Here is a 24,557-nt window from a genome sequence, read left to right as displayed (position 1 = left end):
GTTCCTCTTCCCCACGAACAGAGCAACGAGCATCTGAGCTGACAGTCACACCATCAGCCGACTTCTGTTAGGACCTCTAAGAGGAGGGTGGGATGGGGGAGGTAAATACGTCCAGGGAGCACCACCTGGTGCCGAAGTACTGGCTGCGGGCCTTCGCGGAGGACGGACACGTGCTCAGGCGGTGGCGCAGCGGCGCGGAGCATCGCACTCCTGTGCGGTGCGCGGCGGTGGCTCGGGACTTCAACACCGACCCCGTCGCCGAGGGCGAGCGGCGCGTGGCGTTGGAGACCTACCTGGACCACCGTGTCGACGCCCCGTGCGCGCCGGTTCTGCGCGTTGCACGCGAGGGACAGGGGCCACAGGACGAGGCTCAGCGAGCTCTCCTGCTGGACGCGCTGGCCTGGCAGGTGGTGCGCACGCGACCGTTCCGGTCCTTCGACGAGCAGGTCGGCGTGCACCTCTTCCCCCCCTCATGGGCCGTGGAGGCAGTGGGTTGCTGCGAGGAACAGCTGGGGCGGCCGCTGTCGGATGCGGAGCGGATGGAGGGGTTCTGGACGGCCGTACGCACGGCCCCTGACCCTTCGGTGGTCTTTGACCCGTGCTGGCGCTGCGCGCCATGATCCGCGCCTTCGAGCGCGTCCGCGATGTCCTCACCGCCCCGAGCCGTCGACTGGTGGTGTTGCGCTCGGCGGAGCCGCTGCTCGTTCTGGGCGACAGCAGCGTGGCCCTGCGCCGCAAGGACGGCACCTTCGGCCATACTCCTCCGCTGCTGCCCGAGACGGTCGAGGTCTTCGCTCCGCTTTCGCCGACATGTCTGCTCATCTCCACACCACGGGCGCACTACCGGCCACGCCAGGGCTCCCTCGCAGACGGGTCTCCATACCCGGGCGGCTGATTCGGTCGTCCGGCACTGTGCTGGTTGTTATCCGCTCCGCCGGGCCGTTCTCAACAGATTTACACTGAGCTGCGAGAACGCTACGGGGGAGCAGGATCATGGGCGGGGGTACGGGTACGAGCAATGCCGTGGGCGGCCAGTCCTCCCTGATCTCCGCGGTCCAGGCTGGAGACACCGGCCTGGTGAGGATCCTTCTCCATGAGCACAGCGACTTCGATTACCTGGACGCCGCGTTCTGCCTGGCCGTCCGGATGCACGCCGGGCGCATCGCCCAACTGCTGCTTCAGTATGGTGCGGATTCGGGTCAGAGCCGGCCCGATGACCTCATCCCCTTGGGTGAGGCCGTTGACTCGGGTTCGCCCGCTCTGTTCGAGGCGCTCCTGGACCACGAGATTCGGGGCAGGTATCTCGAAAGCGAACTCCTGCAGGCCCGGGACCTTGCGCGCTGCTGGCACGAGGAGGGAGTCGAGGCCGTGCTGCGACGCCGTACCGGATCTCGGGACACTGTCGGCCGTAGGCGGGTTCAAGACGGCGAGTACGACAGCGTCGTTGAGTTCACCCTTGGTGGCATGAGTGCACGGGACGGCCATGGGGCGATCCTGACGTACGTCGAGGAACTGCTCGGGATACAGACCTCATTCGAAGAACTGATGGCCCGCGCGTTGGCCCAGGTCGATCAGCAGGACCATGCAACATGGTCCCGTGCCAGCCTCCAGTTGAGTGGACGACAGGAGGAGGCGACCTGGGCCGCTGCGGCCGTTTTGCGTACGAGCCCGGACCCATCCAAGCGCTTGTTCGGTGCCGAGGTCCTCCGCCTTACTCATCTGTTCGACAACAGCGATGAGGACGCATTCGCTGGTCCCGCTCTGGACCTCTTCACCGACTGGGCGGCAACAGAGACGGACGTCTCCGTCCTTACCGAGGTGCTGGTCGCGCTGGGCGAACACAGCGCCTCCCGCGCGGAAGCGGCCCTTCTGCCCCACGCCAGCCATCCCGATGCCCGCGTACGGCGTGCAGTGGCGGAAGGGCTCCACGCATCTTCCTCACCGCCGGCCTATACCGGCGATGCTCGCGCGGCCTTGCTGGCGCTGATGGACGATCCGGACGCGGTGGTACGGAAGACCGCCTGCCGCGTGGTTGCCGAGGGCAGAGACCACGATCCCGTGTTCGCCGACGCCATGGCAGCTTTGCTGGACGATACGGACCGTCTGGTCCAGCTGGCTGCCGCCTACGGGCTTGCCCTCCACGACGACGCACGGTGCGTGGAAGCGGCTCGACTCCTCGGCCCGCCGCAACGCGGTTCCCTGGAAGAGGAGTGCTACCTGGACGCGGTGTGGCGTTACAAATGGCGCCGCGACGGCCACTGAACGTTTCCGCCTGTGCCTGTCAGCTGCTCGAAAGCCACGGCCGGGGCCAGGGCGTACTCGATCATCATGTTCGGAGCGGGTCGTTTGCCTGCTTGCCCGTTGTGGTCCGGCGCCACCAGGTCGTCCGGCCGAACGTCGAAGGCGTGCCACGCACACGAGTACGATGGGCCCGCACCGCCGGTCGCCGCGTTTGACTGGCTGATGGCCGGACCGTAAGCGGGTCGCCACCCAGCGGACAACATGTCGGATCAACGCCACGTGTACGTCCGGTCCGTGATCGGTGGCAGGAGCACGGGACTGGCTGGGCCGGCCAAGGCTCTGAGGGCTTCTCCGGCTGCGGGGTACAAGTGCAGGCGCTCGGCCTGCTCGAGGTCCTTCCAGACGATGCGGGCGTGGTCTTCGGCATCCTGTTCGATGGCTGCCAGGGTGTGCCGGGTGTGAGGCGGCACGTGGAGCACGTGGATGAGATGGAGCCGTCGGAAAGGTGCGTCGCTGCCGGGGCGAGTGGTGATCTGGTCCTGGACCCAGCGCAGCTCGGGCCGGCCGGGCAGGGCTGCGAGGTCGAGGTCTAGCTCTTCTTTGAGTTCGCGGGCGAGTGCGGCCGGCACCTCTTCGTCTGCGTGGACGAGACCGCCGGGCAGGGAGTACTGGTCGCCGTCGGGCCGTTCGCGGTGGATCAGGCAGACCTGGCGGCCTTCGAGGATGACGGCGCAGGTGCGGACGGCGATGGCGGTTGACGGCGCGGCTTCGGTGGGCCGGGTGGTGGTCATGGTTTCAGCTCCGTGACGGCGTGTTCTTGCTGTGGACGGTCGTGCAGGTCCCCATGGAGAAGTTCACGTACCCCAGGCGCCGAACCTCTTGGGCGCCTTGTGGCCTCCGTGCGATGAGTAGGTTGCAGGTATCAAGTTGTCAGTCCGGCGTGGGGAGACGTGGTGGCCGAGTCGACCGACGACGGCATACGGATCTTGTGGATCGATGCCGGGTTCTTCATCGTTGCCGGCATCGTGCTCGCCCTGAACGTGCGAGGTGCGGCCGAGAAGTTCGCCCTCGTTGTCAGGCAGATGCCGTTCACGGGATCGACGACGCCGAGGACGCTCCGGATCGTCGGCGGAGGCTAGGCTGGGTCCTGATCGGATCGCTGATGCTGCTGCCCGACCTCGTCAGCCTCGGCCGCAACGGCTGAGTCGCACCCGACTTCGCGCTCCTCTTGCGCACGGCGTCGTCGATGCGGTCTATGGGGCTCCTCGCCCTGGAAGAACAATCTCACGGACGCCGCGCTGAGCATGGACTCCCTCCAGTGGCAGCAGATCTTCCTGCCCGCGGCGCCATCCAAGCAGCGCCGCGACCTCAACGTTGACACCTCCACCAAGCTCCGATGGTGCTGGGGGAACAGGCAGGCTCGCCGTTTGTCCCGGGTGACGGACCGCCCGGGAGGCGACGAAGCATGCCCGGGGCACCGGACGGCAATCGGAACCACGATGGCCGCGGGGACGGCAGCGCCACACAGCGCGAGAGTGAGCATGGCAACCCTCCGCGGTTGACCGTGCGCGAGGTAGGCCAAAGCGCCGAGGACCAGAACGGCAACGAGCACCAGAAGCAGCACAACAAGCAGGGCCAGCGAGGACATGGTGGTCCCCGGATTCGAGCGGAGTGCAACGCCCCGGCCGGGGCAATGACCGCACCATGCGATGGCCGAGGGCCAGCGATGCAAAACCCTTCCCGGCCGTGAATGACCGGTGCCGTGTCTCGTGGCACTGCAGCAGGTACTTCCGTCGTGAGGAGCGTGGGCCTGGCTGGGTTGCGTGTGGTCAAGTAGCCGCTGAGATCATCTAGGGATGACCTCGATCGAACGGATGATCGCCCATGAGCTCCGGATCATCAAGGAGTGCCTTGACGCAGCGGTAAGCGGACCGTGCTTCCCTGACTGGGAGTTCAACTCGCTCATGGGTTCACCCGCGACGAGATCGCTGGGGTCGCCGCGTGCTGGCCATCTCGTCTGGTCGCCGACACCGACGACGATGTCGTCAACAACGTGCTGAACAATCTGCTCTGCTATCCGCATGGCGTTGAATCCCGCTGGCACACTTACCTTTCCGCGACTCGCGATCAGGTCGCCCAGGTGCTGGCCCGCTGGCGTGGGAAGGACATCGTCGATCAGGATCCCGGAGACGGGGTCCAGCACTGAGCACTGTCGAACGGGCGAATCACCGTGCCCGCCGGCCGGACCATCCATGCGAGGCGGTGCAATCCGTGACGGGTCAGGCTGCGGTGAACGGTCAAGGCCGACAGGCCGAGGACCGGACCGATCCGGGCAGAGCCGCAGAATGGCCGGCCAACGCCGCCCAGACCCGGTGTCCGCCGCCGTCGGGGATCCGACCCAGTCACTTGACGCAAACCGAAAAACGTCCGAGGAATTGTCAAATATCCTGTGCATCGGCTGGCACCTTGTTCGCTACGAGATGGTCTTGGTCATGACGGTCCGTGGTCCCATGGCGTCGAGCCCGAGTTCGGCCTCGCGGTGGCGAAGCGTTTGGAGGCCGGGCGTCAACTGGTGGTCGGGCACAGCGCGGAATCCGTGCCGCGCGTAGAACGGTGCGTTCCAGGGCACGTCGGCGAAGGTGCTCAGCGTCACGATGCTATGGCCCTGGTCGGCTGCCCATTGGCAGGCTGCGTCGAGCAGGCTGGCGCCGATGCCCTGGCGCCCGTATTCGGGGTGGACGGACAGCTGTTCCAGATGCACGTGGCCATCAACGATCTCCAGCCGGGCGAAACCGGCGGGTGGCCGGCCGGCCACCAGGATGCATCGTGCGGTGAGCAGCTCAGGCAGTTCGGCCGGGGGTGGCAGCGATCCGCGGCCGACGTCGTCGAACAGCCGGTCCGCGGCGCTTTCGAGGGCTGTGAGCTGCGCTAGATCATCGGGGTGGGCGGGACGCACGCCGAAGTCGTTCTGATTCCGTGTATCGCTGTTCACGAGCTTGATCGTGCCACCGGCAGAATTGAACTGCGAAGGATTCGGCTCAGGTGGCGGTGACTCGCGCTCGACGAGCTCCCCGCGGCGGAGGCTACTGAGAGTGAACGCGTGGTGTCGCAGGGGGAACGGCTGGTCGGTGGCTGCGGTATCAACGAAGGTATGCGGTATCCAAAAGGGGCGGGCTGACCGCTGAACGGCAGCAGTTTCGCGAGGGGTTACGGCTGCAGGCGGCTGAGCGGTTCGCCCTGGGCGAGGGCAGTACAGCGATCGCCAGAGATCTGCGGGTCAGAAGCTGTTGCTCTATCGATCTCTATGAGCGTGAGTTCGAGTTCGCCGACTCGGTCGGTGATCTGAGCTCCGCTGTCGTCCGCCAATTCTGGCTTGCCCCCGTCGTACGCGTCGGCGCAACCATCGCCGCCCTCGGCACCCTGCTCGCCCTCATCCTCGGAGTCTCCCGCACCACCCTGGCCAGGGCCCGAGACCAGCACCTGCCCCTGGGGTATGACAGAGCCACCGGGCGTCAGGCAGGGCAGGCCGGAGGGGCGGAGGGGTCGGGAAGGTAGGAGGACCGTTCCTGCTTGGTGAGGTCACGCCCGACGGTCCGGCAGATCTGCCTGACTGCTTCCTCGGGGGCATGGGGAAGGGACAGTCGCCACAGTTCCACTCCGCCGTCCTGACCGCCGACGGCGAGCCGGTGGCCGTCGGCGGTCAGGGCCAGGGATGCCACGGAGCCTACGGACGCGGGGACGACCTGCTGGAGGCGGTCGGTTGCTGTGTCCCAGATGCTGACCTTGCCGGAGCGCCCGGCTGTTGCGAGGAAGCGGCCGTCGTCGGAGTACGCGGCGGCCTGGGTGCCGTCGTTCTTGTCGAGGGTCGCCCGCAGCCCACCGGTCGTGGTTCTCCACAGCCGCACACCGTGGAACCCCCCGGTGACCAGGGTCTGCCCGTTCGGGGAGAAGGCCAGCGGTTCGTCCAGCGAGGTGACCAGTCGCGTCCGTAGCTTGCCTGTGGCTGTGTCCCGGAGTTCGATCGGGCCGTCTACCCGGCTGGCGGCCAAGGTGCTTCCGTCGTGTGACAGCAGCAGGTCGGAGTACGTGCCCGCCGTCTTGGTCTGCGGTGTCCTCGGTCTGCCCGTTTCCGTGTCCCACACCGACAGGCGGGTGCCACGGCGCATCGCGAGGGTGCCGCCGTCCGCGCTCAGCGCCAGCTTGTGCACGGTGCCGGACCCCTCTGTGTCGCGGATCGGGACGGTGGAAGCGGGGGCGGTCAGGTCTTCGACCGTCAAGCCGTTCCAGTCATCGACGGCCGACAGGAGATGGCCTCTGCGGTCGTAGGCGATGGGTTGCACTTCGTATTCGTTGGAGTAGTGGTGCATCTCTCGGCCCGTTTCCGCATCCCATACCCACGGCCCGTCGAAGCCGGCCCCGGCCAGGTTCTGTCCGGCTGGGTCGAAGACCAGACCGTACGCGCTCCCGGGAGGCGGGTCGGCGGTCGCGTACGGCTGGAATCCGTCGAGGCTCCAGATCCGGATGTCGGCTTCGTCGCTCGTCAACAAGGTCTGCCGGTCCGGGCCGAAGGCGATGTCGTGGATCGTGACGTCGTGCGACGCTTGGCCGCCGGGGTACGAGGCGCGGAGCTTGTGGCTGGGTACGTCCCAGAGGCTGACGTTCCGGTCGCTGGTGAGGACGGCGAGTGTGTCGCCCTCCGGGGCGAAGGCCAGGCCCTGGACGGCCGACGCTCCTTGTAGAGGGGCTTCGACACGGCCGGTGCCGACGTCGACCAGCCTGATCCGGCCCGATCTGCCACCAATGGCGAGAGTGCCGCCGTCTGGTGTGAAGGCCAGCGATTCGATGGGGTCGGCGGATTCCTCCTCCTGGTCCGCAACGAGCCGCTGCCGACCGTTCTCCGGGGTGAGCAGCACCACACCCCGCTCGGGCGCGCTCACCGCAACGGTCCTACCATCCGGGGTCGCGGCCACGGTCGTGCCGTTCATCGGCGTCCCCTGGTCGGGCACCGAAGGCGACATGCTCCTGAGGAGGTCGCCGTTCGCCGTATCCCAGGTCCGCGCCTGACCGTCGTACCCGACGGTCACCAGCGTGCGGCCGTCGGGTGTGAAACGGATTTCGCTCGGGGATTGGGCCAGCTTGATCTCGAAGTCGCGAAGACGTCCTTCGCGCACGTCCAGCAGACGGACGCGTTTCATCTCCCCGACCGCCAGGGTGCACCCGGCGCGGTCGAACGCGAGGGAACTGACCAGGCCACCGAGGAGGGCTGTACGGCTACTCGGATCGTCGCCGGTGTCGATTGCTCTCTCTCCCTGCCGGACACGAGGTCCCTCAGCCGGATCACCATCTCATCGTGGTTCGGCCGCATTCCCACGTTGGTGACCAGCGTTCGCCCGTCTGCGCTCACTGCGATGCCTCCCGCGCCGCCTTCCAGCCGTCGCTGCATCGGCAGGGCAGCCGCGGTATACAGCGCGGCCCGGCTCTCCGTCGTCGCCCGTGTCCGGTACGCCTGGACGGCCAGCAGCGCCGCGAGTTCGGGATCCGTGTCCAGTAACGTGCGGGACTGAACAACGAGTTGCCGGGACTGGGCGAGCCGCTGGGCGTCCAGGGCCTGTTGGCGTTGCTGGAAAGCCAGCGAGGCCGCCAGGACGACCAGGACCAGCGCGGTGCCGAGGACGGCGTTGAGGCGCTGGGCGCGGCGCAGCCGGGCTTTGCGGTGGGCGGAACTGGCCGTCAGATAGGTCGCTGTCCGTCCGGGCAGCCGTCTGCGGTCCGCCCACTCCAGGCCCTCGGCGAGGTCGGAGCCGCGCAGCAGGTCGTCGGGGTGCCGTCGCCCGGCCCACTGGGCGAGGCGTTCGTCGGCGCGTCGGAGCCAGTCGTGGAAGCGGTGGTCCCGGGCCGCCCAGTCGCCGAGAGCGGGCCAGGCGCGGATGAGCACATCGTGGATCAGTTCGGCGATCGGCTCCTCCACGGCCGGCACGTCGGCGTCGGGCCGTCCCGGGCGTCGTCGGATGCCTGTGATGACCAGTCGGCGGCGGGTCAGCTCTCGTAGCACCTCATCGGCGCCCTCTTCGAGCTCGCGCAGATCGGCCAAGGGCACACGCTGCCGTGCGGCGGGGACCTGGCGTTCGTCGTCGGAGGGGCGTACCAGGGCTGTCAGCAGCCGCTCGGCGACCGGGCGAAGATCGACGGGCAGTGAGTCCACGGCGTCCTGGCACCACACGCGCAGGGCGCCGGTAACCTCGCCGATCCGCTCGTACGCCGCCCGTGTCAGCGTTCCGCTCTCGTCGAGCCCCTGCCACAGCCGGTTCAGGGTCAGCTGGAGCGCCGGCAGCAGGGTGGTAGGCGCTGTGCCGCGGGGGCCGGCGAACTCGGAACCCGCGAACAGAGCGTCCATGATCTGCTGCGGCAGGCCGTCCTCCAGGCGCACGCCCACGGCAGCGGCCGGCCGGGTGATGATGGCGTGCAGTTCGTCGCGGTCGAGCGTCGCGGGCACATTGACCATTCCGTGCCGCAGCTTCTCCAGCAGGGCGGGCGCCGAAGCCGCGAGCCGTGGATAGAAGTCGTCCCGCAGGACAAGGAAGACGGTCAGCCCCGGGACGGAGCCGACCGCCTCGGTCAAGGGCTCGACGGCAGCCGGATCATCGGACAGCAGTTCCTCGAACTGGTCGACGACGAGCAGGATTCGGTCGTATCCGGGGGCCGCCTCCAGCCTGTCGCGTACGGCCTGCGCCAGGCCGGCCCCTGCTCAGCGTTCCGGGCAGTGGACCGGCATCCAATTCAGCCAGCAGGTCGCGGTCTGGGCGCAGCAGCAGCGGCAGCCAACGGTCGCTGCCGGGGACGCGCGCCCGTTCCAGTGCGGGCAACACGCCCGCCCGCACTAGGGATGACTTCCCCGACCCGGACGGCCCCAGCAACAGCACTCCGCTGCTCCGGCCGGTCTGCTCGGTCAGCGCGTCCAGCACCAGCCGCACGGCTCGCTCACGTCCGTGGAACCAGTCCGCGTGCTCCCTGCCAAAGGGTTCGAGCAGGCCGGGGTACGGGTAGGTGTCGTCGGCCCGGAGCGCGGGCCAGGCCCGGCGCAGGCTCTGCACTGCTGTGGCGTAGGCGATGTTCTGGCCGCGCCGGTGTTCGTCGGGGGCGACGATGGAGGTGACCATGCCGACGACAAGGCCGGTGGCGTCGTCCACGACCGGGCCGCCGCTGAAGCCGGTCGTCAGGTCGTTGGCATCGGTCAGCTGAAGGACGGGCCCGTGACCGTGGTAGCTGATCACGTCGTCGGCCACGGCGGTGCCGAAGTGCCCGCCGGACAGTGCCTGCCGGGGGAACCCGAAGGATCGCACCCGGTGCCCGCGGCAGTTCCCGGAGAACCCGAGGGGAAGGGACGGTAAGCCCTCGACAGGATGATCGAGCCGGACGACGGCGATGTCTTCGGCGTCCGGCTCGCGCCATGCCTCCGCCAGCACCAGTCCTGTCAGCCGCGGGCTGTCCTCCGCGTGCGGGAAGACCAGCGTCAGCCGTTCACCGGGGCGGCTCCCGGCCTGCCGTACGACGTGCGCGCATGTGGCCAGAGTGCCGTGATCGACGAGAAAGCCGGCGCCGACGACGGTACCGCCGATCCCGAGCACCTGCGCGACCGACGATTGCAGCGGCGCGGACATCAGCGGCCGGCAGACGGAACGTTTGGCGGGACAGGCCGGTCGGCGGGGGCGCTGTTGTCCTGCGGGGCACGACGGTCGGAGCCCGTGGCGTCCTCGGGGTTCATGCCGCCGTGCAGCCCCTCCCGGTGCCACGCCATCCGGACGGTGACATGGCAGCCCGTCTCCGCCTTGGTGATCACCGCGCCCGTCTGCGCCGCCAGGTCGATACCGAACTCGACCTCGATCTCGTCGGGCCCAGCCTGGCGCAGCTGGTTCAACATGGCTCCGGCGGCGTCGCGTATGGGTACAAGGGCCGTCTGAAGAGTCGACGGCAACTCCCTGACCGCGTCGCCGAGGCGACCGGCCTTCACGGGGCCCTCCGGTGAACCGGGCCCGCCCTCGAAGAGAACCGAGCCCCCGCCTTCCAAAGGCATGCGCACAATGCTGTCCAAGACCCCGTCCCCCGTCCACGTCCTGTGTGATCGCGCCTCATCGTATGGGCGAGGTCTTGGAGCTTGCCAGCAGAATCATGACGGCTGGCGCGGATCAAGCCATCGATGGGCTTGATCCGCTTGGCGGACATCCGAGATCAAAGGTTCAGCCTCGGGAGGACGTCCATCATGGAGAGCGTGGGGAAGAAAAGGGCCTCGCCCTCGTCGCTGTCAAGGCGGAGATCGTCGAGCTGTGTGGATGCGCTGACCGCCCGGTCGGTCAGATCACCAAGGACTTCGATCTTAGTGGGCGGTTCGTGAGCCTTTGAGTGGTTCTGCTGTCGCCTGAAGGTGTGGCGGCAGGACGGAATTCGCCGGTCCACGGGTGCTGATCTGGTGATGTGACCGGGGGAGTGAACGCAAGCTGTACCCGAGTGACTTATCGGACGAGTAGTGGTCATTGATCGAGCCGGTGATCACCGCGTGGAAGGACCGGCACCGCTCGGTCAGCGGCCACCAGCGCGCTTACGACATGCGGGAGATCGTGAACGCGATCCTCTACCAGGGGCGAACCGGCTGCCAGTGGGCTTATCTCCCGCACGACCTGCCGCCCAAGAGCGCGACCTACTACTACTTCGCCGCCTGGCGGGACGACGGCACCGACCAGGTCATCCATGAACTTCTGCGCTGCCAGGTCCGTGAACGCGCCCGCCGATTAGTAGCTGTTGTCGTTCCGATCTTGAGGGGTAGGCGTCGAACGGGAGTCTCGATCTGGTGATCACGGCCGGCCGTGGGCATGAAAGCAGGGCCTCTTGGTAGCTCGGGGTTGCGAAGCGAACCGAGATCCAGGAGACCCTGTTGCCGCAGTTGTACGTGCTCGCGCCGGTAGAGTTCAACTCAGCTCCCCTGGCGTGTGATTGTGTCGTTCACCGGTTCGGTAATGCGACCGACCACCCGGAGCGTGTTCGGCGGTATCCCTCAGACATGACGGACGCGGAGTGGGCTGTGGTCCGGCCGCTGCTGCCGGTGCCGGGCTGGATGCGAGGCCGGGGCGGGCAGCCGGAGGCGTACTGCCACCGGGCGATACTGGACGCGATCCGTTATCTCGTGGACAACGACATCAAGTGGCGGGCGATGCCAGCCGATTTCCCGCCGTGGGACCGGGTCTACGCGTTCTTCCGCCGCTGGCGCGACCACATGCTGGTCAGGGAGTTCCATGACCGGCTGCGCGGCCGGGTCCGCCAGGAGGCGGGCCGGGATGCGGAACCGACGGCCGGCGTGATCGACTCGCAGTCCGTCAAGGCGGACGCCGTCGTCGGCGCGGACAGCCGCGGCTTCGACGGCGGGAAGCTGGTCAACGGCCGCAAACGGCACGTCGTGGTCGACACCCTCGGCCTGCTGCTGGGCGTGATGGTCACGAGTGCGGACATCGGTGACCGCGCAGCCGCGAAGGTGCTGCTTGAGCGGGTGACCGACGCTCACCACCGGCTGGAACTCGTCTGGGCCGACGGCGGCTACACCGGCGGCCTCGTCGAGTACTGCCTCGCCGCGTTCGCCCTGGTCCTGGCGATCGTGAAGCGCAGCAATCGACCCGCGGAAACAGGCGCAGCGCCAGAACGAAGTAAATGGTGAACCGGGCCGACAGCAGATGGCGGCGCTTGCCCCCGCGCCCCGCCTCTGCAACGCCACGGTCCACCACCTCGGGCGGACGGCGAGCATCACTTCTCGTCCGTGCCGGGTTCCGCGTTGATGGATGCCTGGTAGATGTCCGCGTAGGTGGGGGAGTCCTTGACCAGGTCGTCGCAGAACGCGGCGATGTCGGTGCCGATGAGTTCCACAACCCCCTTGCCTCCGGCGACGCCCCCGTCGAAGAAGTCGACGATCCCGGGGAGCAGGGGCCCGTCAGGCAGGCTGATCGGCCCGACCTTGAACAGATACTTCTGCACCTCCTGGTAGACGATCCGGTAGTCCGGCGGGAGTGCCTTGACCCGAGCCGCGTGTGCCCGCCACTGTTTCTTGCCTTCGATGATGTCCTGAATGCTCACGTCAGCCTCCCAGCCGGTCCAATTTCCTCGCGATGTCCCTGTTCAACTGCTCGCGCCACCGGTCGCGATAGGTCCGGGCCCCCGCTCCGCCGGCCAGCGCCGTGCAGAAGCCCTGGATGTCCTCGCCGAGCACCTCGCGGACGTTTTGGCGACTCCGCCCTCGGGCTGCTACTTCGAGCAGCCCGAGGGCGGAGTCGAGGATCGGCATCAGGTTGCGACCGGTGAAGTCCCCGTAGGGGAAGAGGTGGGACACGCCGCCCGGTAGTCGCCCGGCAGGACATCGACCCGGGCCTCGAACGCCTTCCATTCCCTGGTGAGATCGCTGCCTGTGACCTTCTCCCAGAAGTTCATCTCCCGCCCCCCTTGAGCCTGTCGATGCGTGATGAGAGGTACTGCCACTTCGCCCAGAACTTCGCGAGTTCCTCGCGTCCGGCGTCGTTGAGCGCGTAGAACTTGCGCGGGGGCCGACCCCGGACGGCCGTTTCGTCACCTGGACGAACCCGTTCCGCTCCAGCCGCAGCAAGATGGTGTACACCGTCCCCTCGATGACGTCGGGTGATGGCGTACCCGTAGGTTTCCTCACTGCCGATGATTTCGAGTACGCACCCTTCGAGCGTGCCCTCCAACATCTCCGTCAGGTCGTCCATCGCGGGTGCTCCTCAGCCTGCCAGTACCACGTGATACCGAGTACCGCTATGCGGTACCACTGAGTAGCGGGGGTGGCAGTATGGATCAGGGAGTGGGGCGTTGCGGAGCCGGTTCGATGAGTGGCCGCCGCCGTGGAGCCCGGGGCCTCACCGCCCGGCCCTGGACATGCGTCTACCGGATCCCCAGCGTCCTTGTCGGCCAGCCCCTGCCTGTCGGCAAACGAGGGCGTGCTCAAGCAGCCGGCGCATCACCGCTGCACAGGAGGTCGGCTCAGACCTCGGCCGGAGTGCGGTAGCCATGGTTCCTGCGCGGGCGATGGTGCCCAGGTCGGCCTGGCTGAACCCCGCGGAGGCCCGCACCCTTGGGGCAGGTACCGCCGCACCATCCCGAGTGGCCGGATCCATTCCACCGGACACGGCCATCGGGGACGTTGCAGCAACGTGTTACAAGCCCATAGGCCTGGTCACCTCGCGCTCGAAGCGCATGCTGGCGCGCACCCAACCGGGGAGCAGCACTTCACCCTTCGCCGTGAACCCCAGCCGTTCGTACCAGGTGCACAGCCTCGTGTTGGCCGCGACGGCGTCAAGGCGAAGCAGGGAGCGCCCCTGCGCGGCCGCGGTTCGTGCGGCCCAGTCAACCGCGAAACTGCCGATGCCCAGGCCCTGTTGGTGCGGATCGATAGCCAGCCGATGGAGGTGCACAGCGCCCACGGCTTCCGAGTCCGGCCAGACCGCAGCGTCGGTGTCCTCAAGGGCGAACGTGCCCAGGGTGTCTCCCGCACGCTGCACGACATAGGTTTCCCCCCTGGCGATGCTGGCTGCGGCGGCCGCCCGCGGAAGCGCGCGCCACGAAGGAGGGAGCCCTTGCCGCTCCTGGCCGGCACGAGCATCGGCCAGGACAGTCAGCACCAGCTCAAGGTCCCTTGGCACGGCCCTACGTACCACCACCGCCATGTGCTTCGCGTCTGGACGCATCCCTGTACTTTCCCGTGACGATCAGGTTTGGGCCATGGCCACGAAATGGCCATGGCGGCCCCGGATGGGTGACTGTAATCGGTGCCGCGATACATGAGACCCGGGTTTGTGTGCGCAAGGCAGGCAGCCGGGCGGTGTCTTCCGCTCCGGCCAGGCTTTCGCCCAAGGTCAGCAGCGAGAGGAGCCGCACCGGCCGACCCGCGGTGGCGGCGGCGTCCAGTTTGTGGTGTCCGTCGAGGAGGAAGTGGGTCTAGCCAGACCCAGTGCACGAAGTAGTCGTCTCCTCGGTCGATGGCGGGCACGACGAACTCGTAGAGGTGGGCGTCCGCGTCGACGGCGGTCTCGAAGGCCCGGGAGTCCGGGGTGTGCGGGTACTCCGGAAGGCCCCAGAACTGATCGATCCCTCACGTCGTCACCTGCTCGCCGCTGAAGTAGTCGCCCTTTCTGCCGGGGATGGCCAGCCGGGGTTCCACCTCCAAGAGCAGCGGAAGGTACTCGCCTTCGGCAACAAGGTGGCGAACGCATCGATCACGCCGCCGTCGTCCGGATCGTCCAGCATTCCGGTGAGGCGTTCCTGCATGCTTTCCAAGGACAGCCACAGCAGGCCCTCTTCCCGCGCGAACATGTCGTCGAGGAAGCTGTGCGGGTTCTCCGCGAACGCGCGCCGGCAGTTCGTGGTGGCGTCACGGACAGGCGTCGGGTTCGAGACGAGGTAGAACCTGGACAGGTGTCTGAGGTCGGGTGGCAGAAGGAATTGTGCACGGACGTATTTCCAGCCGCCTGGATCGAATGACTGGGGCACGGTCCGTTGCGTGGCCTGCGATAACTGTGCGAAGTGGGAGTCAGTCGGGCTTGCCGTCTGCGGACGGGGTCGAGCTGGGCGGTTTCAGAGAGCCTTGGAACGGTCCGCCACCGGGCAGACCCGCTCCCGCTCGTTCGTCTGCTCCCCCCGCTCGCCACGCTGCGCCTGCGCCGTCTCGGAACCGACCGCCGACGTCGCGGAGCGTCGGCGTGCGTCGGTTGCCCAGACGATCAGCGCGCAGGCGGCGAATGCGGCCCCGAGGAGACTGGAGGCGCCCCAGCCGTGGGAGCTGAAGACGGAGGTGGTGGCGGCTGCGCCGAGGGCGGAGCCGAGGGAGTAGAAGACCATGTAGCCGCCGATGACGCTGCTTGTGTGGTCCGGATGCGCCATGGTGAGCAGGTGCTGGTTGCTCACGTGCACGACCTGGACCGCGAAGTCGAGCACCATGATGCCGATGGCGAGCAGCCACAGGGACCAGGTCAACTGCGAGGTGGCGGCCCAGGAGACGGTGAGCAGAGTCAGCGCGAGTCCGCTGATCGGGATCGCCCGTCCCGCGTCCGCCCACCGTCCCGCGCGCGCCGCGCCCAGTGCGCCGGCGAGTCCGGCGATGCCGAACACGCCGATCTGGCTCTCGCTCAAGTGCCATGGTGCGTTCGCCAGCGGCAGGGACAGGCCACTCCACAGGGTGCCGAATGACGCGAACAGGAAGAACGCGATGAGACCGCGGGTCAGGAAGAGACCCTGCCGGAACAGTCCACCGAACGACATGACGGCTTGTCGGTAGCCGGAGGGCCGTCGAGAGCTGTCTTCGGGCGGCAGCGCGCGCGGGACGAGGGCGGCGAGGGCGAGCGCGAGCACACCGAGCACGGCGTACATGCTGCGCCAGCCCCACACCTGCGCCAGCACGCCGGTGACGAACCGCGCGCCCAGGATGCCCACCACCACGCCCGACGTCACGACGCCGATGTTGCGTCCGCGTTCGGCGGGCGGTGAGATCGACGCGGCGTAGGCCACCGTGGTCTGTACCACGACCGCGAACATTCCGGCCAGCGCGAGCCCGGCGAAGGCCGTCCACGCGGCCGAAGCCGCAGCCGTCAGGAACAGACCCGCCGCGGTGATGGCCATGTGGACCGCGATGAGCCGGCGCCTGTTGGCGACCACGTCGCCGAGCGGCACCAGCAGCACCAGTCCGGCCAGGTAGCCGAACTGGCCGGTCGCAACGATCCACCCGGCGTGCTGTGCCGACACCCCGAGGCTGTCTCCCATGGGCGGCAGCACTGTTTGCGCGGCGTAGATGCTTGCCACCGCGACACCGCACACGATCGCGAGGAGTAGGCGTCGCCAGACGTCCATCACGCTCCCAGAAATGAGTAGCAAAGTGAAACTAATTTGACAGTAGGGCATGATGGTTTCAATCCGCAACTCAATCGGGAGGTGTCATGCCGAGTCCCTCCACGGGCACTCCAAGCCCTGCCTGGACCGACCCCGACTGTCCGGTGGCCCGCACGCTCGACCTCGTCGGTGACCGGTGGAGCCTTTTGGTCGTCCGGGACGCGATGGACGGGGCACGGTCCTTCACCGATTTCCAGCGACGGACCGGCATCGCACGCAACATCCTCACCGACCGCCTGCGCAAGCTGACCGCCCACGGAGTCCTGACCCAGCAGACTGCGCCTTCGGGCCGCCGCCTGCAGTACGTTCTCACCAGCGTCGGCCGCGATCTCTTCCCTGTCCTCCTCACGCTGCGCCAGTGGGGAGAACGCCACGCCTTCGAACCCGGCGAGCCGCACTCCGCGCTGGTCGACGAGCACGGCGCCCGTGTACCGGAGATCCAGCCGACCGGCGCCGACGGTGCCGTCATCGACGCCGACACCACTCACGTGCAGAAGGTCGGTGGCGAACGGCGCCGGTGAGGTGACGGCCCACGAGACGGTCAGCGGCTGTGCTCCGGCACGCGCAGCGACGCACCGCGTCCGGCCGGTTCACGGGCCGCCTCCGCAGGCCGGTCGACCTCGACGGCGATACCGCGGGCACGGGCGTACGCGACCATGTGAGCGGTGGCCTCCTCCTGCCCGCTGGACGGTGCACCGTCCCAGAAGGCCGGCAGTCGGCCGCATCCGCTGACCAGCCGTTCGTCCGCGCTCACACAGGCGTCCCGGTTCCGCGGGTCGAAGGGAAGCATCCGCATCTGCTCGGCCAGGGCCAGCACCTCCCGGTGCGCCTGCTGGCCGGGGAAGTGAGTGCCGACGAAGGCATCGCAGCGTTCCGGGAGCAGGACCACCAGGCGCTGCCCCAGTTCGTGCACCACCCGCCCGAACAGGAGCGGCAGCCCGGCGCCGGCGCGTACCAGCGCCGTCGCGTCGGGCAGCAAGGCCTGCACGCGCTCGCGTAATGCGGCCCGCACCAGATCCCGTGTGGTCGAGGTCAGTCGGAGTGTCCTATGGCCGTGATCATCCGATCGCTCGCTTTCTCACCACGGGGTGCGCTCCGCGCTCGTGTCCGTCCTGTCCCCGCCTGGTCAGCGGGCGCGGCCGGGTACGTCAGTTCCGCGCGCAGCAGGTCCAGGCCCATCGGCTCGAGGTTCAGCGCGTGGTGGTGGAACCGCTTGATGCTGAAGGAGGAGCCGTCGCGACGCCGGGCGGCCTCCGGTGCCTCCAGCCACACCTTCTCTCCCAGCTTGTAGGTGAGGGCCTGTCCGGGCCGGCCCAGATCCCGGTCGATCTCGAACTCGACGAATCTCGCAGGACCGAGCCCGCAGTGCTCCGTGAAACCTGGTGCCTGCGGGGATGGGCAGTCACAGGCGCAGCCCGATGTCCAGGAAGACCCGTGCGGCGCGCAGCAGTTGCCGGTGGCCAGCATCCCAAGCCCCAAGTCGGAGGGCCGGATTGGCGAGGTATCCGAGGCCGTCCATCAGCCGCTCGGCGTACAGGCCCACACCTCGACGTGTCCGGGGTGCAGCTCGCACGACAGCCGCTGGAACCGGTTAACTGATCGTTTCGGAATGAGTTGAGCCGTGGGTGTTGCGCTCGGCGTTCTTGGTCGGCGGGGTGTCCGGTGTGCGTGCTGTTCTTGTTCCGGGTGATCTGTGGGGGCGGGTGGCTCCGCTGGTGCCACCCGTCCCCGAATGGCGTCATCGCTACCCGGGGCGGCTGTGTGTTCCCGATCGAGTGGCGCTCGCCGGCGGCATGTATGTGCTGCGGATCGGTGTCGCGTGGCGTGACGTCCCCGCCAAGGCAGTGGGCTGTTCTGGGGTGACGGCCTGGCGCCGACTGCGGGACTGGAGCGAGGCTGGTGTCTGGCCGCGCCTGCATGCCGCCTTGGTGATCGAGCTTCGTCACGCCAGCCTGCTGGACCTGGATGACTGCTCGGTGGACGGATCGTACGTCCGGGCGCTGAAAGGGGGGACCGCGTCGGGCCCTCGCCGGTCGATCGGGCCCGCTCTGGCTCGAAGCACCACCTGATCGTCGACCGTCACGGAACCCCGCTCGCCGTCACGCTCACCGGCGGCAACCGGCACGACGTCACCCAGCTCCTGCCTCTGCCCGACGCTGTTCCGTCGATACGGGGTCTGCGGGGGCGTCCCCGCCGCAAGCCCCGGCGCCTGTATGCCGACCGGGGCCCACGACTTCGACAAGTACCGCCGCCTGCCGTGGAAACGCGGCATCAAGCCGATGATCGCCCGACGCGGCGTCGCTCACGGCTCCGGACTGGGCAAGGTGCGCTGGGGCCTCAAGCGTGCCTTCGCCTGGCTGCACCAGTCCAAACGGCTCCGCACCCGCTACGAACGACGCGCCGATCTCCACCAGGGCCTGCTCGAACTCGCCTGCAGCCTCATATGCCTGCGCCCCCTGCGCACCTCGTCCTGAAGCGATCAGCTGGCGACACTGAACCACCCCGGTCGCACCTCGGTCAGCAGCGGTTGAAGGGACCGCACGGCGGTCCGCAGGTCCTGCTCTGTGACGTCAAGAGGTTCAGGCAGGGTCAGCCCGTACCAGCGCAGCCGCCGGACGTCGAAGATCTCGCTCCCGTCGGATGTGAAGTCGACATCGACCTCGATGCCGTCGTCACTGACGAAGCGGCACCCGGCCCCATGAAGCGAGTAGGAGTAGGTGCCCACCCGCCCACTCCGGTTGATGATCCGGTGCGAACGGACCAGGCCGAGGACATCTGCGAGTCGCTCAAGCGAAGGGATCGCCGCCCTCATAGCCGCGTCAACTGCCTTCAGAGCGTCGACGTAACCAAGCACGAGCCCTCGTGCATCCCCAACCCGTTCCATACGGCGTCATCCCCCTGAGCCCGTGGTTGCAGTGGATTGTTCCATGGGCCGCCAGCGTCTCCGCAGGGCGGCATTCTGAAACGATCAGTTAGAGGCTGTTGTCTTTCCGAGTTTGACGACTGCGTTTCGCTGGTCAGGGGTAGGGGCGGCGACGGTGTGGGAGTGATGGATCGTCGTTTCGTCGCTCTCGTGGAGGTCGCGAATGCCGTCGGCTGTCGGCCTGTTGGAACAGGACGAGCTTGCCGCTCGTCGTCGTGTGGATGGGCTGCGCGAGGAAGTCGACCGGATCCAGGCCGAGCTCGCGATGGCCGAGCAGGAGTGGTTGGAGTGGACGATCGCCCGTGAGCGTGTGGGTGCGGTGCTGTCCGCGCCGGGCGGCGATTCAGCGGGAGGCGCGGGGGCGGAGGCTGAGGTGCGGCTGCCACCGCCCGTGGCAACGAAGGTGAAGTCGCAGGTTCCGGTGTGGCGCGAGGGACTGGCCAGGACGGTACTTTCAGCGGACTATCAGCGCATCCTGGCCGCGCTCGCGGACCGGGTTCGTCTCGGTCAGGGTCCGCTGACCTGCCAGGAGATGGCCTCCGCATTCGGCATGGACGTGGTGCCGGCCAAAGTGGAGGCGTTGCGGTCGAAGGCGAAACGCCTGGTCGCGCGGGGATGGCCGGCCGAGTCGTCGCCGGGCCGGTTCACGCTCGCGCAGGGCGTGTGCGGGCCAGACGGCGGGTCATGATCATGGTTATCGACCAGTAGACCATTGCCTCGGCAGTGGTGGTGGATCGTTCGAAGTCGCGCGCCAGGCGACGGCTTCGCATCAGGTGGGCGAAGAGACGCTCGACGATCCACCGCTTGGGCAGCACCACGAAACCGCGCATGTCGATTGCCTGGAAGTTGTACGCCTGTTGCAGGCGGGCGAACCGGGGTTGAGGTAGTGGTCGGGACCACCGAGGGCATCCACCGCCTCCACGGGAGCGATGATACCCGTCCTGGCGACCGGGGCCATGGCACTGCGGTCCGGCGTGAACGGTATCCGCCCCGGACACGGGTGACCTTCCTTTCCCAGACCTTCGCCGCCCGATTCCGGAGACACCGGAGACAGGATTTTTGGGCCGTCACCGCTGCACTGATGTTCCCGAGCCTGTAGAAGCACGGCCCTGGGCTGCGTCTGCGTCGTCACTCCCCCGCCGGTGAAATCACCTGCTGCGCCTCGGGCGTCGCGGTGCGTGTCAGGATCGGCTGTGTGGACTACCAACGCTGTACAGAACTTCTCGCTGCGATGCACAAAAATCCCCACGGGCTGACCCGGACGGTCCGGCAGAAGAACGTCCCGCTGCTGTTGGAGGCACTCGGCAGGCCCGAACGGTCGCTGCACGGGATGCTGGTGGTCGGGACGAACGGCAAGGGGTCGACCTGTGCCTTCGCCGTCGCGGCGGTGACAGCGGCCGGCGCGCGGGTGGGCAGCATGCCCAGTCCTCATCTGCAGGAGCCCAGGGAGCGTATCCGGATCGACGGGGTCCCGGTCACGCGCGCGCAGTACACCCAGGCGTTCGCCGAGGTCTGGCATGCGATCGAGCGGCACGGCCTGCCCGTGCTGGCCCAGGGCGTCTTCGCGGCGACCGCGGCCGTGCACTTCCGGCGGGCGGGAGTCGACCTGGCGGTGGCCGAGGCGGGCATCGGCGGCAGCAGGGCCGCGGCCGCGGAGCTTGGCCTGGACGTCAAGGTGGTCACCGGCATCGGACTCGACCACACCCGGCTGCTCGGCGATTCCCTGGACCAGATCGCACGGGCCAAGACCGCGGCCACGCGGGACGGGGACCACGTCGTCCTCGGACGGCTGGCCCCCGAGGCCGCCGCCGGCGCGGAGCAGGTCCTGCGGGAGCGGACCGGACTGACTGTGTGGCGCATGGACCGCGACATCCACTACACAGTCCGCGCCTCCGGCTGCGGCACGGCCACACTGCTGGACGTCACCACCCCCCGCGCCGTTCACCGCAACCTTCCCTGCCCGCTGCCCGGCGCCCACCAGCACCACAACCTCGCCACCGCCATCGCCGCCGTGGACGCGATGACCGAACGAGGGCACATCCCCCAGCCGGACGGCGCCCGGCTCCGCGACCGGCTGGCGGCGACCCGCTGGCCCGGCCGCCTGGAACTCATCGATCCCGCCCGGCAGGCAGACTGGACGGGCCGCGTCCTGCTGGACGGTGCCACCAACCCGCAAGGCGTGGCCACCGTCGCCCCGGAGATCCTGCGAAACGCCCGCACCGGCGACTGCCCACGCCCGCCCGCACTGGTCTTCGCCGCGATGCGCGACAAGGACGTTTCCAGCATGCTCGCCCCGCTCCCCTCCCACTGGCCCCTGATTCTCACGCGCACCGGCTCCCACCAGGCCGCGGACCCCGCCGCTCTGCACAACCAGCTCTCCCCCAGCCGCCAGGGCCCCTGCCTGACCGCCGACGACACCACAGCAGCCCTCCACCAGGCAGCCGAACACGCCGGGCCGGGCGGCCTGGTCGTCGTACTCGGCTCACTGCGCCTGGTGGGCGAAACCCGCACCGCGCTGGGACTGCCGCCCGCGTGAGGAGAGCGGGTGCCCGGCTTCGATCAGGCCGGCGGGACCCTCGAACACGCCCGGGCCCTGCCGTCCTGGGGCCGGCCGTGCGGGTCGGGGCGCCCGCTGAGCCGCCTACAAGCAGGAAGAGAACGGCCACGCGAATCGGGTGGCTCGTCCATCGTGGACCCGCTGGCGGCCCGGACCGTCCGAGGCGATGGCACTCTCCCGAGTCGGTGCTCAGGACGCGCTGAGGGTGACTCCGTCGACGGTCCAGAACCAGTTGTTGCCGCCGGTGTAGCGGAAGCGGATCCGGGCGCTGGTGGCGCCGGACGGGACGCGGAGGGTGACGGCCTCGACGCGCGACGGGGTATCGGTGGTATAGGTCTTCACCGTGACAGGGGTTCCTCCGTTCCAGGACACCGACACCTCGCCCCTCTGCGGCGCTTCCTGGCGGTAGAGGGTGGTGTAGCGCAGGACGGCGGTGGAGCCGCCGGTGACCGCCCACGCGGGGCTGACAAGGGTCGAGTCGAACGTGCCGCTGTGGTTCTTGTCGACCCACTCGTCCCCGTCGGCCACGGCGAAGACGTTGCGGGCGCGGATGTTGGACTCCCGCTGCTGGCCGCGCTCGGCGGCGGTCCAGAACTCATCGGTGGTGAAGGACCAGCCGCGCCACTCCGTCATGCCGCCGGCGCCCATCGCACCGTTCTCGACGGACCAGCCGTCGGGCGGGGTGTGCGTGAAGCCGGTGAGGCCGGCGGGGATGCCCGTCTCGTCCACGGCGGCGGCCAGTTGCGGGCGCAGGGTGTCGAACGCGTCGGGCACGGGCGTCTGGAGCGGTCGGCCGTCCAGGCCCCAGGCGCTGTCGATCGCGATGCCGAGGTGGGCGAGCGCGGAGGCGGCGATGTCCGGCATCTTGATGTCGTACCGGGTGGTGCCGGCTGCGATCGTGCCGCCCTTGGCGATGAGGAAGGTCTGGCGCTCCGGGTCGCTGTTGCCGCCGTGGCCGCCCGTGTCGGTGTGGCCGTGGTCCGCGGTGACCATGATCAGCCAGTCCTCGGAGGCGTACGTGGACCGGCCGGTGACGGCGGCCAGGATCTGGCCGACCTGGGCGTCCGCCGTCTCGATCGCCGCGCGGTACTGGCTGCTCGCGGCGCCGTAAGTGTGGCCCGCGTGGTCGATGTTGTCCAGATGGACGAAGACCGCGTCCCGGTCGCCGTCCCGCAGTTCGGCCACGGCGCGGCTGGTGGTGCCGGCGTCGTACTCGGCGGAGGGCGTGGAGACCCGGGTGTCGACCGCGGTGGAGAGGACCGTGTCGGTGATCGGGGCCCAGGAGGAGACCGCGTACGTCGAAAGGGCGGGCTTCGCCGTCTCGGCACGGGTGAGGAAGTCCGGGTATTCCGCGAAGGCGTGGCCGGTGAAAGCGTTGTCCTTCACCAGGTGTTTGTCGGGCCAGACGCCGGTGAGGACCGTGGCCCAGCCGGGCCCGGACAGGGTGGGGGCCAGCGGCTCGGCGTAGAGGCGGCTGCCGGCGGTGAGGCCGCCCGCCATCAGGGCGTCGAGGTGGGGCGCGGAAGCGTCCTTGATGCGGCCGAGGAGCGCTCCGTCGAGACCGATGACCAGCACCTTGGGGGTACGGACGGCCGCGTGCGCGGTGACGGCGGCGAGCGGTGCCGCGACAGCGGCGAGGGCGGCGGAGAGGAGCACTGTGCGGCGGGACGGTCCAGCGGACATGGAAGAGCCTCCGTGATCACGTGGGGGGGTGCGGACCCGTGCCGGTGCCATGACACCGATACAGGTCCAGACCCGTTGTCCTTCCGCGACAACTTGTCGCGGGTCCATACCTCTGCGGTGAGACGACTCCCGGCGCTCAGCTGCCGGTTGCCGATTTCCAGGCGTCCACGTAGGAGTCGAGTCCGGTGCCGATGTCCGACCAGTCGGGCTCGAAGACCTCGACGCCCCGCATCAGCTGCGCGAGGGCCTTGGCGTTGGCGTCGGAGGCATTGACATCCGTACGGGGCGAGAAGCCGCCGCCGATGGCGCTGACGTCCTTCTGCGCCTCCTCGGAGAGCATGAAGTCGAGCAGCTTCTTGCCGTTCTCCGTGTGCGGCGCCTTGGCGACGAGACCGGCGGCGTACGGGAGGGCGAACGTGGTCGGCCGGCCGTCGCCCTTCGCCGGGAACCAGATGCCGAGGTTCGGCATGTCCTTGGACTGGGCGTAGTTCATCTGTACGTCACCGTTGGCGGCGAGCAGTTCTCCCTTGTCCACCTTGGGGGCGAGCTTGCCGGTGGAGGCCGAGGGGCCGACGTTGTTGGCCTGGAGCTTCTTCAGATACGCCATCGCCGGCTTCTCGCCCCCGAAGTCGTGCATCGCCTTGATGAGCACGGCCGTGCCGTCACCGGCCACACCCGGGGTGGAGTACTGCACCTTCTCCTTGTACGAGGAGTCCAGCAGGTCCTCCCAGGTCCTCGGTGCGGTCTTCAGCTCCTTCTTGTTGTAGATGAAGCCGAAGTAGTTGTTGACGACCGAGGTCCAGGTGGAGTCCTGGGCCTTGTCCGCGCCGTCGACCCGGTCGGAGCCGGCGGGTGCGTACTTGGCCAGCAGCCCCTTGGCGCCGGCCTGCTGGATGAAGGGAGGGAGCGTGACGAGGACGTCGGCCTGGGTGTTGGTCCGCTCGCGCTGGGCGCGCTGGACCATCTCGCCCGATCCGCCCTCGACGTACTTCACCTCGATGCCGGTCTTCTTCTCGAAGTCGGCGAAGACCTTGTCGTACCAGCCGTCGTTGTTCTCGCCCTTCAGGCCGTCCGCGCTGTAGACGGTCACGGTCTTCTGGTCCGACGCGGAGGAGGAGCCACAGCCGGAGAGCGAGGCGGCGAGGGCGAGGCAGCCGGTGACGGCGGCGAGGGGCATGAAGTGGTTGCGCATGGTTGGGTGACTCCTGGTGGGTGGGAACGGGG

The 24,557-nt window shown here is 68.5% G+C and carries 24 protein-coding genes and 7 pseudogenes; 11 read left to right on the top strand and 20 right to left on the bottom strand.

The genetic code is table 11. The features are described 5' to 3' along the window. The first annotated feature begins 92 nt into the window (after positions 1 to 92). The 3 genes from FKN01_RS29555 (at position 93) to FKN01_RS29545 (ending at position 2,262) form a co-directional block, all read left to right on the top strand. Positions 93 to 620, top strand: a complete 528-nt coding sequence (locus FKN01_RS29555; protein WP_143625721.1) for a DUF4238 domain-containing protein — start codon at positions 93 to 95, stop codon at positions 618 to 620. Beyond that, complete coding sequence (locus FKN01_RS29550) at positions 617 to 895, top strand: hypothetical protein (protein ID WP_143625720.1); 279 nt, start codon at positions 617 to 619, stop codon at positions 893 to 895. The genes FKN01_RS29555 and FKN01_RS29550 overlap by 4 nt, the downstream gene beginning before the upstream one ends. Positions 896 to 1,023: 128 nt before the next feature. After that, complete coding sequence (locus FKN01_RS29545; RefSeq protein ID WP_143625719.1) at positions 1,024 to 2,262, top strand: hypothetical protein; 1,239 nt, start codon at positions 1,024 to 1,026, stop codon at positions 2,260 to 2,262. A 248-nt stretch (positions 2,263 to 2,510) separates the two neighbouring features. Here the strand turns inward: FKN01_RS29545 and FKN01_RS29540 are convergent, their stop codons facing one another. Further along, complete coding sequence (locus FKN01_RS29540) at positions 2,511 to 3,032, bottom strand: NUDIX domain-containing protein (RefSeq protein ID WP_143625718.1); 522 nt, start codon at positions 3,030 to 3,032, stop codon at positions 2,511 to 2,513. Between the two features lie 162 nt (positions 3,033 to 3,194). Between FKN01_RS29540 and FKN01_RS29535 the strand changes: the two genes are divergently transcribed. Next, positions 3,195 to 3,380: a hypothetical protein gene (locus tag FKN01_RS29535; protein ID WP_143625717.1), complete on the top strand. Its 186-nt coding sequence runs from the start codon at positions 3,195 to 3,197 to the stop codon at positions 3,378 to 3,380. Positions 3,381 to 4,294: 914 nt separating this feature from the next. Further along, positions 4,295 to 4,447 carry a hypothetical protein gene (locus FKN01_RS32705; protein ID WP_185993036.1) on the top strand — a complete coding sequence of 51 codons (153 nt, stop codon included), beginning with the start codon at positions 4,295 to 4,297 and terminating at the stop codon, positions 4,445 to 4,447. Positions 4,448 to 4,714: 267 nt separating this feature from the next. On the opposite strand, the gene FKN01_RS29525 is transcribed toward FKN01_RS32705, so the two are convergent. The 5 genes from FKN01_RS29525 to FKN01_RS29505 all read right to left on the bottom strand — a co-directional run bounded on the left by FKN01_RS29525 (position 4,715) and on the right by FKN01_RS29505 (position 10,330). After that, positions 4,715 to 5,233 carry a GNAT family N-acetyltransferase gene (locus tag FKN01_RS29525; RefSeq protein WP_260697069.1) on the bottom strand — a complete coding sequence of 173 codons (519 nt, stop codon included), beginning with the start codon at positions 5,231 to 5,233 and terminating at the stop codon, positions 4,715 to 4,717. A gap of 520 nt (positions 5,234 to 5,753) precedes the next feature. Continuing rightward, complete coding sequence (locus FKN01_RS29520; protein WP_143625715.1) at positions 5,754 to 7,436, bottom strand: WD40 repeat domain-containing protein; 1,683 nt, start codon at positions 7,434 to 7,436, stop codon at positions 5,754 to 5,756. Continuing rightward, positions 7,433 to 8,920: a hypothetical protein gene (locus tag FKN01_RS29515; RefSeq protein ID WP_398933424.1), complete on the bottom strand. Its 1,488-nt coding sequence runs from the start codon at positions 8,918 to 8,920 to the stop codon at positions 7,433 to 7,435. The genes FKN01_RS29520 and FKN01_RS29515 overlap by 4 nt, the downstream gene beginning before the upstream one ends. Further along, positions 8,880 to 9,899 (bottom strand): serine protease, encoded by a 1,020-nt coding sequence (locus tag FKN01_RS29510; protein ID WP_143625713.1) that lies wholly within the window; start codon positions 9,897 to 9,899, stop codon positions 8,880 to 8,882. Before FKN01_RS29510 ends, FKN01_RS29515 begins: the two co-directional genes overlap by 41 nt. Next, the gene (locus FKN01_RS29505; RefSeq protein WP_221939389.1) at positions 9,899 to 10,330 is read right to left on the bottom strand and encodes a CU044_2847 family protein; all 432 of its coding nucleotides are present in this window, start codon (positions 10,328 to 10,330) and stop codon (positions 9,899 to 9,901) included. Before FKN01_RS29505 ends, FKN01_RS29510 begins: the two co-directional genes overlap by 1 nt. Positions 10,331 to 10,769: 439 nt before the next feature. Here FKN01_RS29505 and FKN01_RS29500 point away from each other — a divergent pair. Together FKN01_RS29500 and FKN01_RS29495 are read left to right on the top strand one after the other, a co-directional pair. Beyond that, positions 10,770 to 11,027, top strand: a pseudogene (locus tag FKN01_RS29500) (transposase); the annotation flags it as partial. 266 nt (positions 11,028 to 11,293) lie between these two features. Further along, positions 11,294 to 11,941: an IS5 family transposase gene (locus FKN01_RS29495; RefSeq protein WP_143625712.1), complete on the top strand. Its 648-nt coding sequence runs from the start codon at positions 11,294 to 11,296 to the stop codon at positions 11,939 to 11,941. Between the two features lie 13 nt (positions 11,942 to 11,954). Here the strand turns inward: FKN01_RS29495 and FKN01_RS33455 are convergent. From FKN01_RS33455 to FKN01_RS29460, 7 genes and pseudogenes are all read right to left on the bottom strand, one after another. Next, a pseudogene (locus FKN01_RS33455) lies at positions 11,955 to 12,005 on the bottom strand (hypothetical protein); the annotation flags it as partial. 22 nt (positions 12,006 to 12,027) lie between these two features. Next, a complete protein-coding gene (locus FKN01_RS29485) occupies positions 12,028 to 12,354 on the bottom strand; it encodes a DUF1048 domain-containing protein (RefSeq protein ID WP_143625711.1) in 327 nt (108 codons plus the stop codon). Between the two features lies 1 nt (position 12,355). Beyond that, positions 12,356 to 12,705 (bottom strand): annotated as a pseudogene (locus tag FKN01_RS29480) (DUF1048 domain-containing protein). Further along, positions 12,702 to 13,001: pseudogene (locus FKN01_RS29475) on the bottom strand (PadR family transcriptional regulator). Before FKN01_RS29475 ends, FKN01_RS29480 begins: the two co-directional pseudogenes overlap by 4 nt. 444 nt (positions 13,002 to 13,445) lie before the next feature. Further along, complete coding sequence (locus tag FKN01_RS29470) at positions 13,446 to 13,910, bottom strand: N-acetyltransferase (RefSeq protein WP_185993035.1); 465 nt, start codon at positions 13,908 to 13,910, stop codon at positions 13,446 to 13,448. A 478-nt stretch (positions 13,911 to 14,388) separates the two neighbouring features. Further along, positions 14,389 to 14,778 carry a hypothetical protein gene (locus FKN01_RS33630; protein WP_313906184.1) on the bottom strand — a complete coding sequence of 130 codons (390 nt, stop codon included), beginning with the start codon at positions 14,776 to 14,778 and terminating at the stop codon, positions 14,389 to 14,391. An 84-nt stretch (positions 14,779 to 14,862) separates the two neighbouring features. Then, positions 14,863 to 16,131, bottom strand: coding sequence for an MFS transporter (locus tag FKN01_RS29460; RefSeq protein WP_143625709.1), 1,269 nt, complete (start codon positions 16,129 to 16,131; stop codon positions 14,863 to 14,865). A gap of 86 nt (positions 16,132 to 16,217) precedes the next feature. On the opposite strand from FKN01_RS29460, the gene FKN01_RS29455 reads away from it, so the two are divergent. Then, positions 16,218 to 16,691: a helix-turn-helix domain-containing protein gene (locus FKN01_RS29455; protein ID WP_143625708.1), complete on the top strand. Its 474-nt coding sequence runs from the start codon at positions 16,218 to 16,220 to the stop codon at positions 16,689 to 16,691. Positions 16,692 to 16,711: 20 nt separating this feature from the next. On the opposite strand, the gene FKN01_RS29450 is transcribed toward FKN01_RS29455, so the two are convergent. The 3 genes and pseudogenes from FKN01_RS29450 to FKN01_RS33450 all read right to left on the bottom strand — a co-directional run. After that, positions 16,712 to 17,158: a hypothetical protein gene (locus FKN01_RS29450; protein WP_260697067.1), complete on the bottom strand. Its 447-nt coding sequence runs from the start codon at positions 17,156 to 17,158 to the stop codon at positions 16,712 to 16,714. Positions 17,159 to 17,202: 44 nt separating this feature from the next. After that, complete coding sequence (locus FKN01_RS29445) at positions 17,203 to 17,634, bottom strand: DUF885 family protein (protein WP_398933422.1); 432 nt, start codon at positions 17,632 to 17,634, stop codon at positions 17,203 to 17,205. Position 17,635: 1 nt separating this feature from the next. Further along, positions 17,636 to 17,689 (bottom strand): annotated as a pseudogene (locus FKN01_RS33450) (hypothetical protein); the annotation flags it as partial. A 145-nt stretch (positions 17,690 to 17,834) separates the two neighbouring features. On the opposite strand from FKN01_RS33450, the pseudogene FKN01_RS29440 reads away from it, so the two are divergent. Then, positions 17,835 to 18,644, top strand: a pseudogene (locus tag FKN01_RS29440) (IS5 family transposase). A 5-nt stretch (positions 18,645 to 18,649) separates the two neighbouring features. Here FKN01_RS29440 and FKN01_RS33755 read toward each other — a convergent pair. Next, complete coding sequence (locus FKN01_RS33755) at positions 18,650 to 19,054, bottom strand: DUF6896 domain-containing protein (RefSeq protein WP_143625707.1); 405 nt, start codon at positions 19,052 to 19,054, stop codon at positions 18,650 to 18,652. A gap of 202 nt (positions 19,055 to 19,256) precedes the next feature. Between FKN01_RS33755 and FKN01_RS29430 the strand changes: the two genes are divergently transcribed. Beyond that, positions 19,257 to 19,781, top strand: coding sequence for a hypothetical protein (locus FKN01_RS29430; RefSeq protein WP_143625706.1), 525 nt, complete (start codon positions 19,257 to 19,259; stop codon positions 19,779 to 19,781). A gap of 48 nt (positions 19,782 to 19,829) precedes the next feature. Here FKN01_RS29430 and FKN01_RS29425 read toward each other — a convergent pair. Next, positions 19,830 to 19,920: pseudogene (locus tag FKN01_RS29425) on the bottom strand (IS5/IS1182 family transposase); the annotation flags it as partial. A 404-nt stretch (positions 19,921 to 20,324) separates the two neighbouring features. Here FKN01_RS29425 and FKN01_RS29420 point away from each other — a divergent pair. Further along, entirely contained in the window at positions 20,325 to 21,629 is a 1,305-nt protein-coding gene (locus tag FKN01_RS29420; protein WP_143625705.1) for a folylpolyglutamate synthase/dihydrofolate synthase family protein, read from the top strand. Positions 21,630 to 21,839: 210 nt separating this feature from the next. On the opposite strand, the gene FKN01_RS29415 is transcribed toward FKN01_RS29420, so the two are convergent. Further along, positions 21,840 to 23,333 carry an alkaline phosphatase family protein gene (locus tag FKN01_RS29415; protein ID WP_185993034.1) on the bottom strand — a complete coding sequence of 498 codons (1,494 nt, stop codon included), beginning with the start codon at positions 23,331 to 23,333 and terminating at the stop codon, positions 21,840 to 21,842. A 136-nt stretch (positions 23,334 to 23,469) separates the two neighbouring features. Next, positions 23,470 to 24,525 (bottom strand): 2-aminoethylphosphonate ABC transporter substrate-binding protein, encoded by a 1,056-nt coding sequence (locus FKN01_RS29410; RefSeq protein ID WP_143625704.1) that lies wholly within the window; start codon positions 24,523 to 24,525, stop codon positions 23,470 to 23,472. Between the last annotated feature and the right edge of the window lie 32 nt (positions 24,526 to 24,557).

Source organism: Streptomyces sp. 130, assembly GCF_007096885.1.
Taxonomy (GTDB): domain Bacteria; phylum Actinomycetota; class Actinomycetes; order Streptomycetales; family Streptomycetaceae; genus Streptomyces.
The sequence above is the reverse complement of the archived record's forward strand: the minus strand, read 5'-3'. Positions and strand labels throughout refer to the sequence as shown.

Bases quoted from the DNA above. Each gene is read 5' to 3' on its own strand.
- FKN01_RS29550 (WP_143625720.1), top strand. From the start codon at position 617: ATGATCCGCGCCTTCGAGCGCGTCCGCGATGTCCTCACCGCCCCGAGC.
- FKN01_RS29495 (WP_143625712.1), top strand. From the start codon at position 11,294: ATGACGGACGCGGAGTGGGCTGTGGTCCGGCCGCTGCTGCCGGTGCCG.
- FKN01_RS29455 (WP_143625708.1), top strand. From the start codon at position 16,218: ATGCCGAGTCCCTCCACGGGCACTCCAAGCCCTGCCTGGACCGACCCC.
- FKN01_RS29410 (WP_143625704.1), bottom strand. From the start codon at position 24,525: ATGCGCAACCACTTCATGCCCCTCGCCGCCGTCACCGGCTGCCTCGCC.
- FKN01_RS29420 (WP_143625705.1), top strand. From the start codon at position 20,325: ATGCACAAAAATCCCCACGGGCTGACCCGGACGGTCCGGCAGAAGAAC.
- FKN01_RS29460 (WP_143625709.1), bottom strand. From the start codon at position 16,131: ATGGACGTCTGGCGACGCCTACTCCTCGCGATCGTGTGCGGTGTCGCG.
- FKN01_RS29520 (WP_143625715.1), bottom strand. From the start codon at position 7,436: ATGAAACGCGTCCGTCTGCTGGACGTGCGCGAAGGACGTCTTCGCGAC.
- FKN01_RS29510 (WP_143625713.1), bottom strand. From the start codon at position 9,899: ATGTCCGCGCCGCTGCAATCGTCGGTCGCGCAGGTGCTCGGGATCGGC.
- FKN01_RS29430 (WP_143625706.1), top strand. From the start codon at position 19,257: ATGCCGTCGGCTGTCGGCCTGTTGGAACAGGACGAGCTTGCCGCTCGT.
- FKN01_RS29555 (WP_143625721.1), top strand. From the start codon at position 93: ATGGGGGAGGTAAATACGTCCAGGGAGCACCACCTGGTGCCGAAGTAC.
- FKN01_RS29415 (WP_185993034.1), bottom strand. From the start codon at position 23,333: ATGTCCGCTGGACCGTCCCGCCGCACAGTGCTCCTCTCCGCCGCCCTC.
- FKN01_RS33755 (WP_143625707.1), bottom strand. From the start codon at position 19,054: ATGGAACGGGTTGGGGATGCACGAGGGCTCGTGCTTGGTTACGTCGAC.
- FKN01_RS29540 (WP_143625718.1), bottom strand. From the start codon at position 3,032: ATGACCACCACCCGGCCCACCGAAGCCGCGCCGTCAACCGCCATCGCC.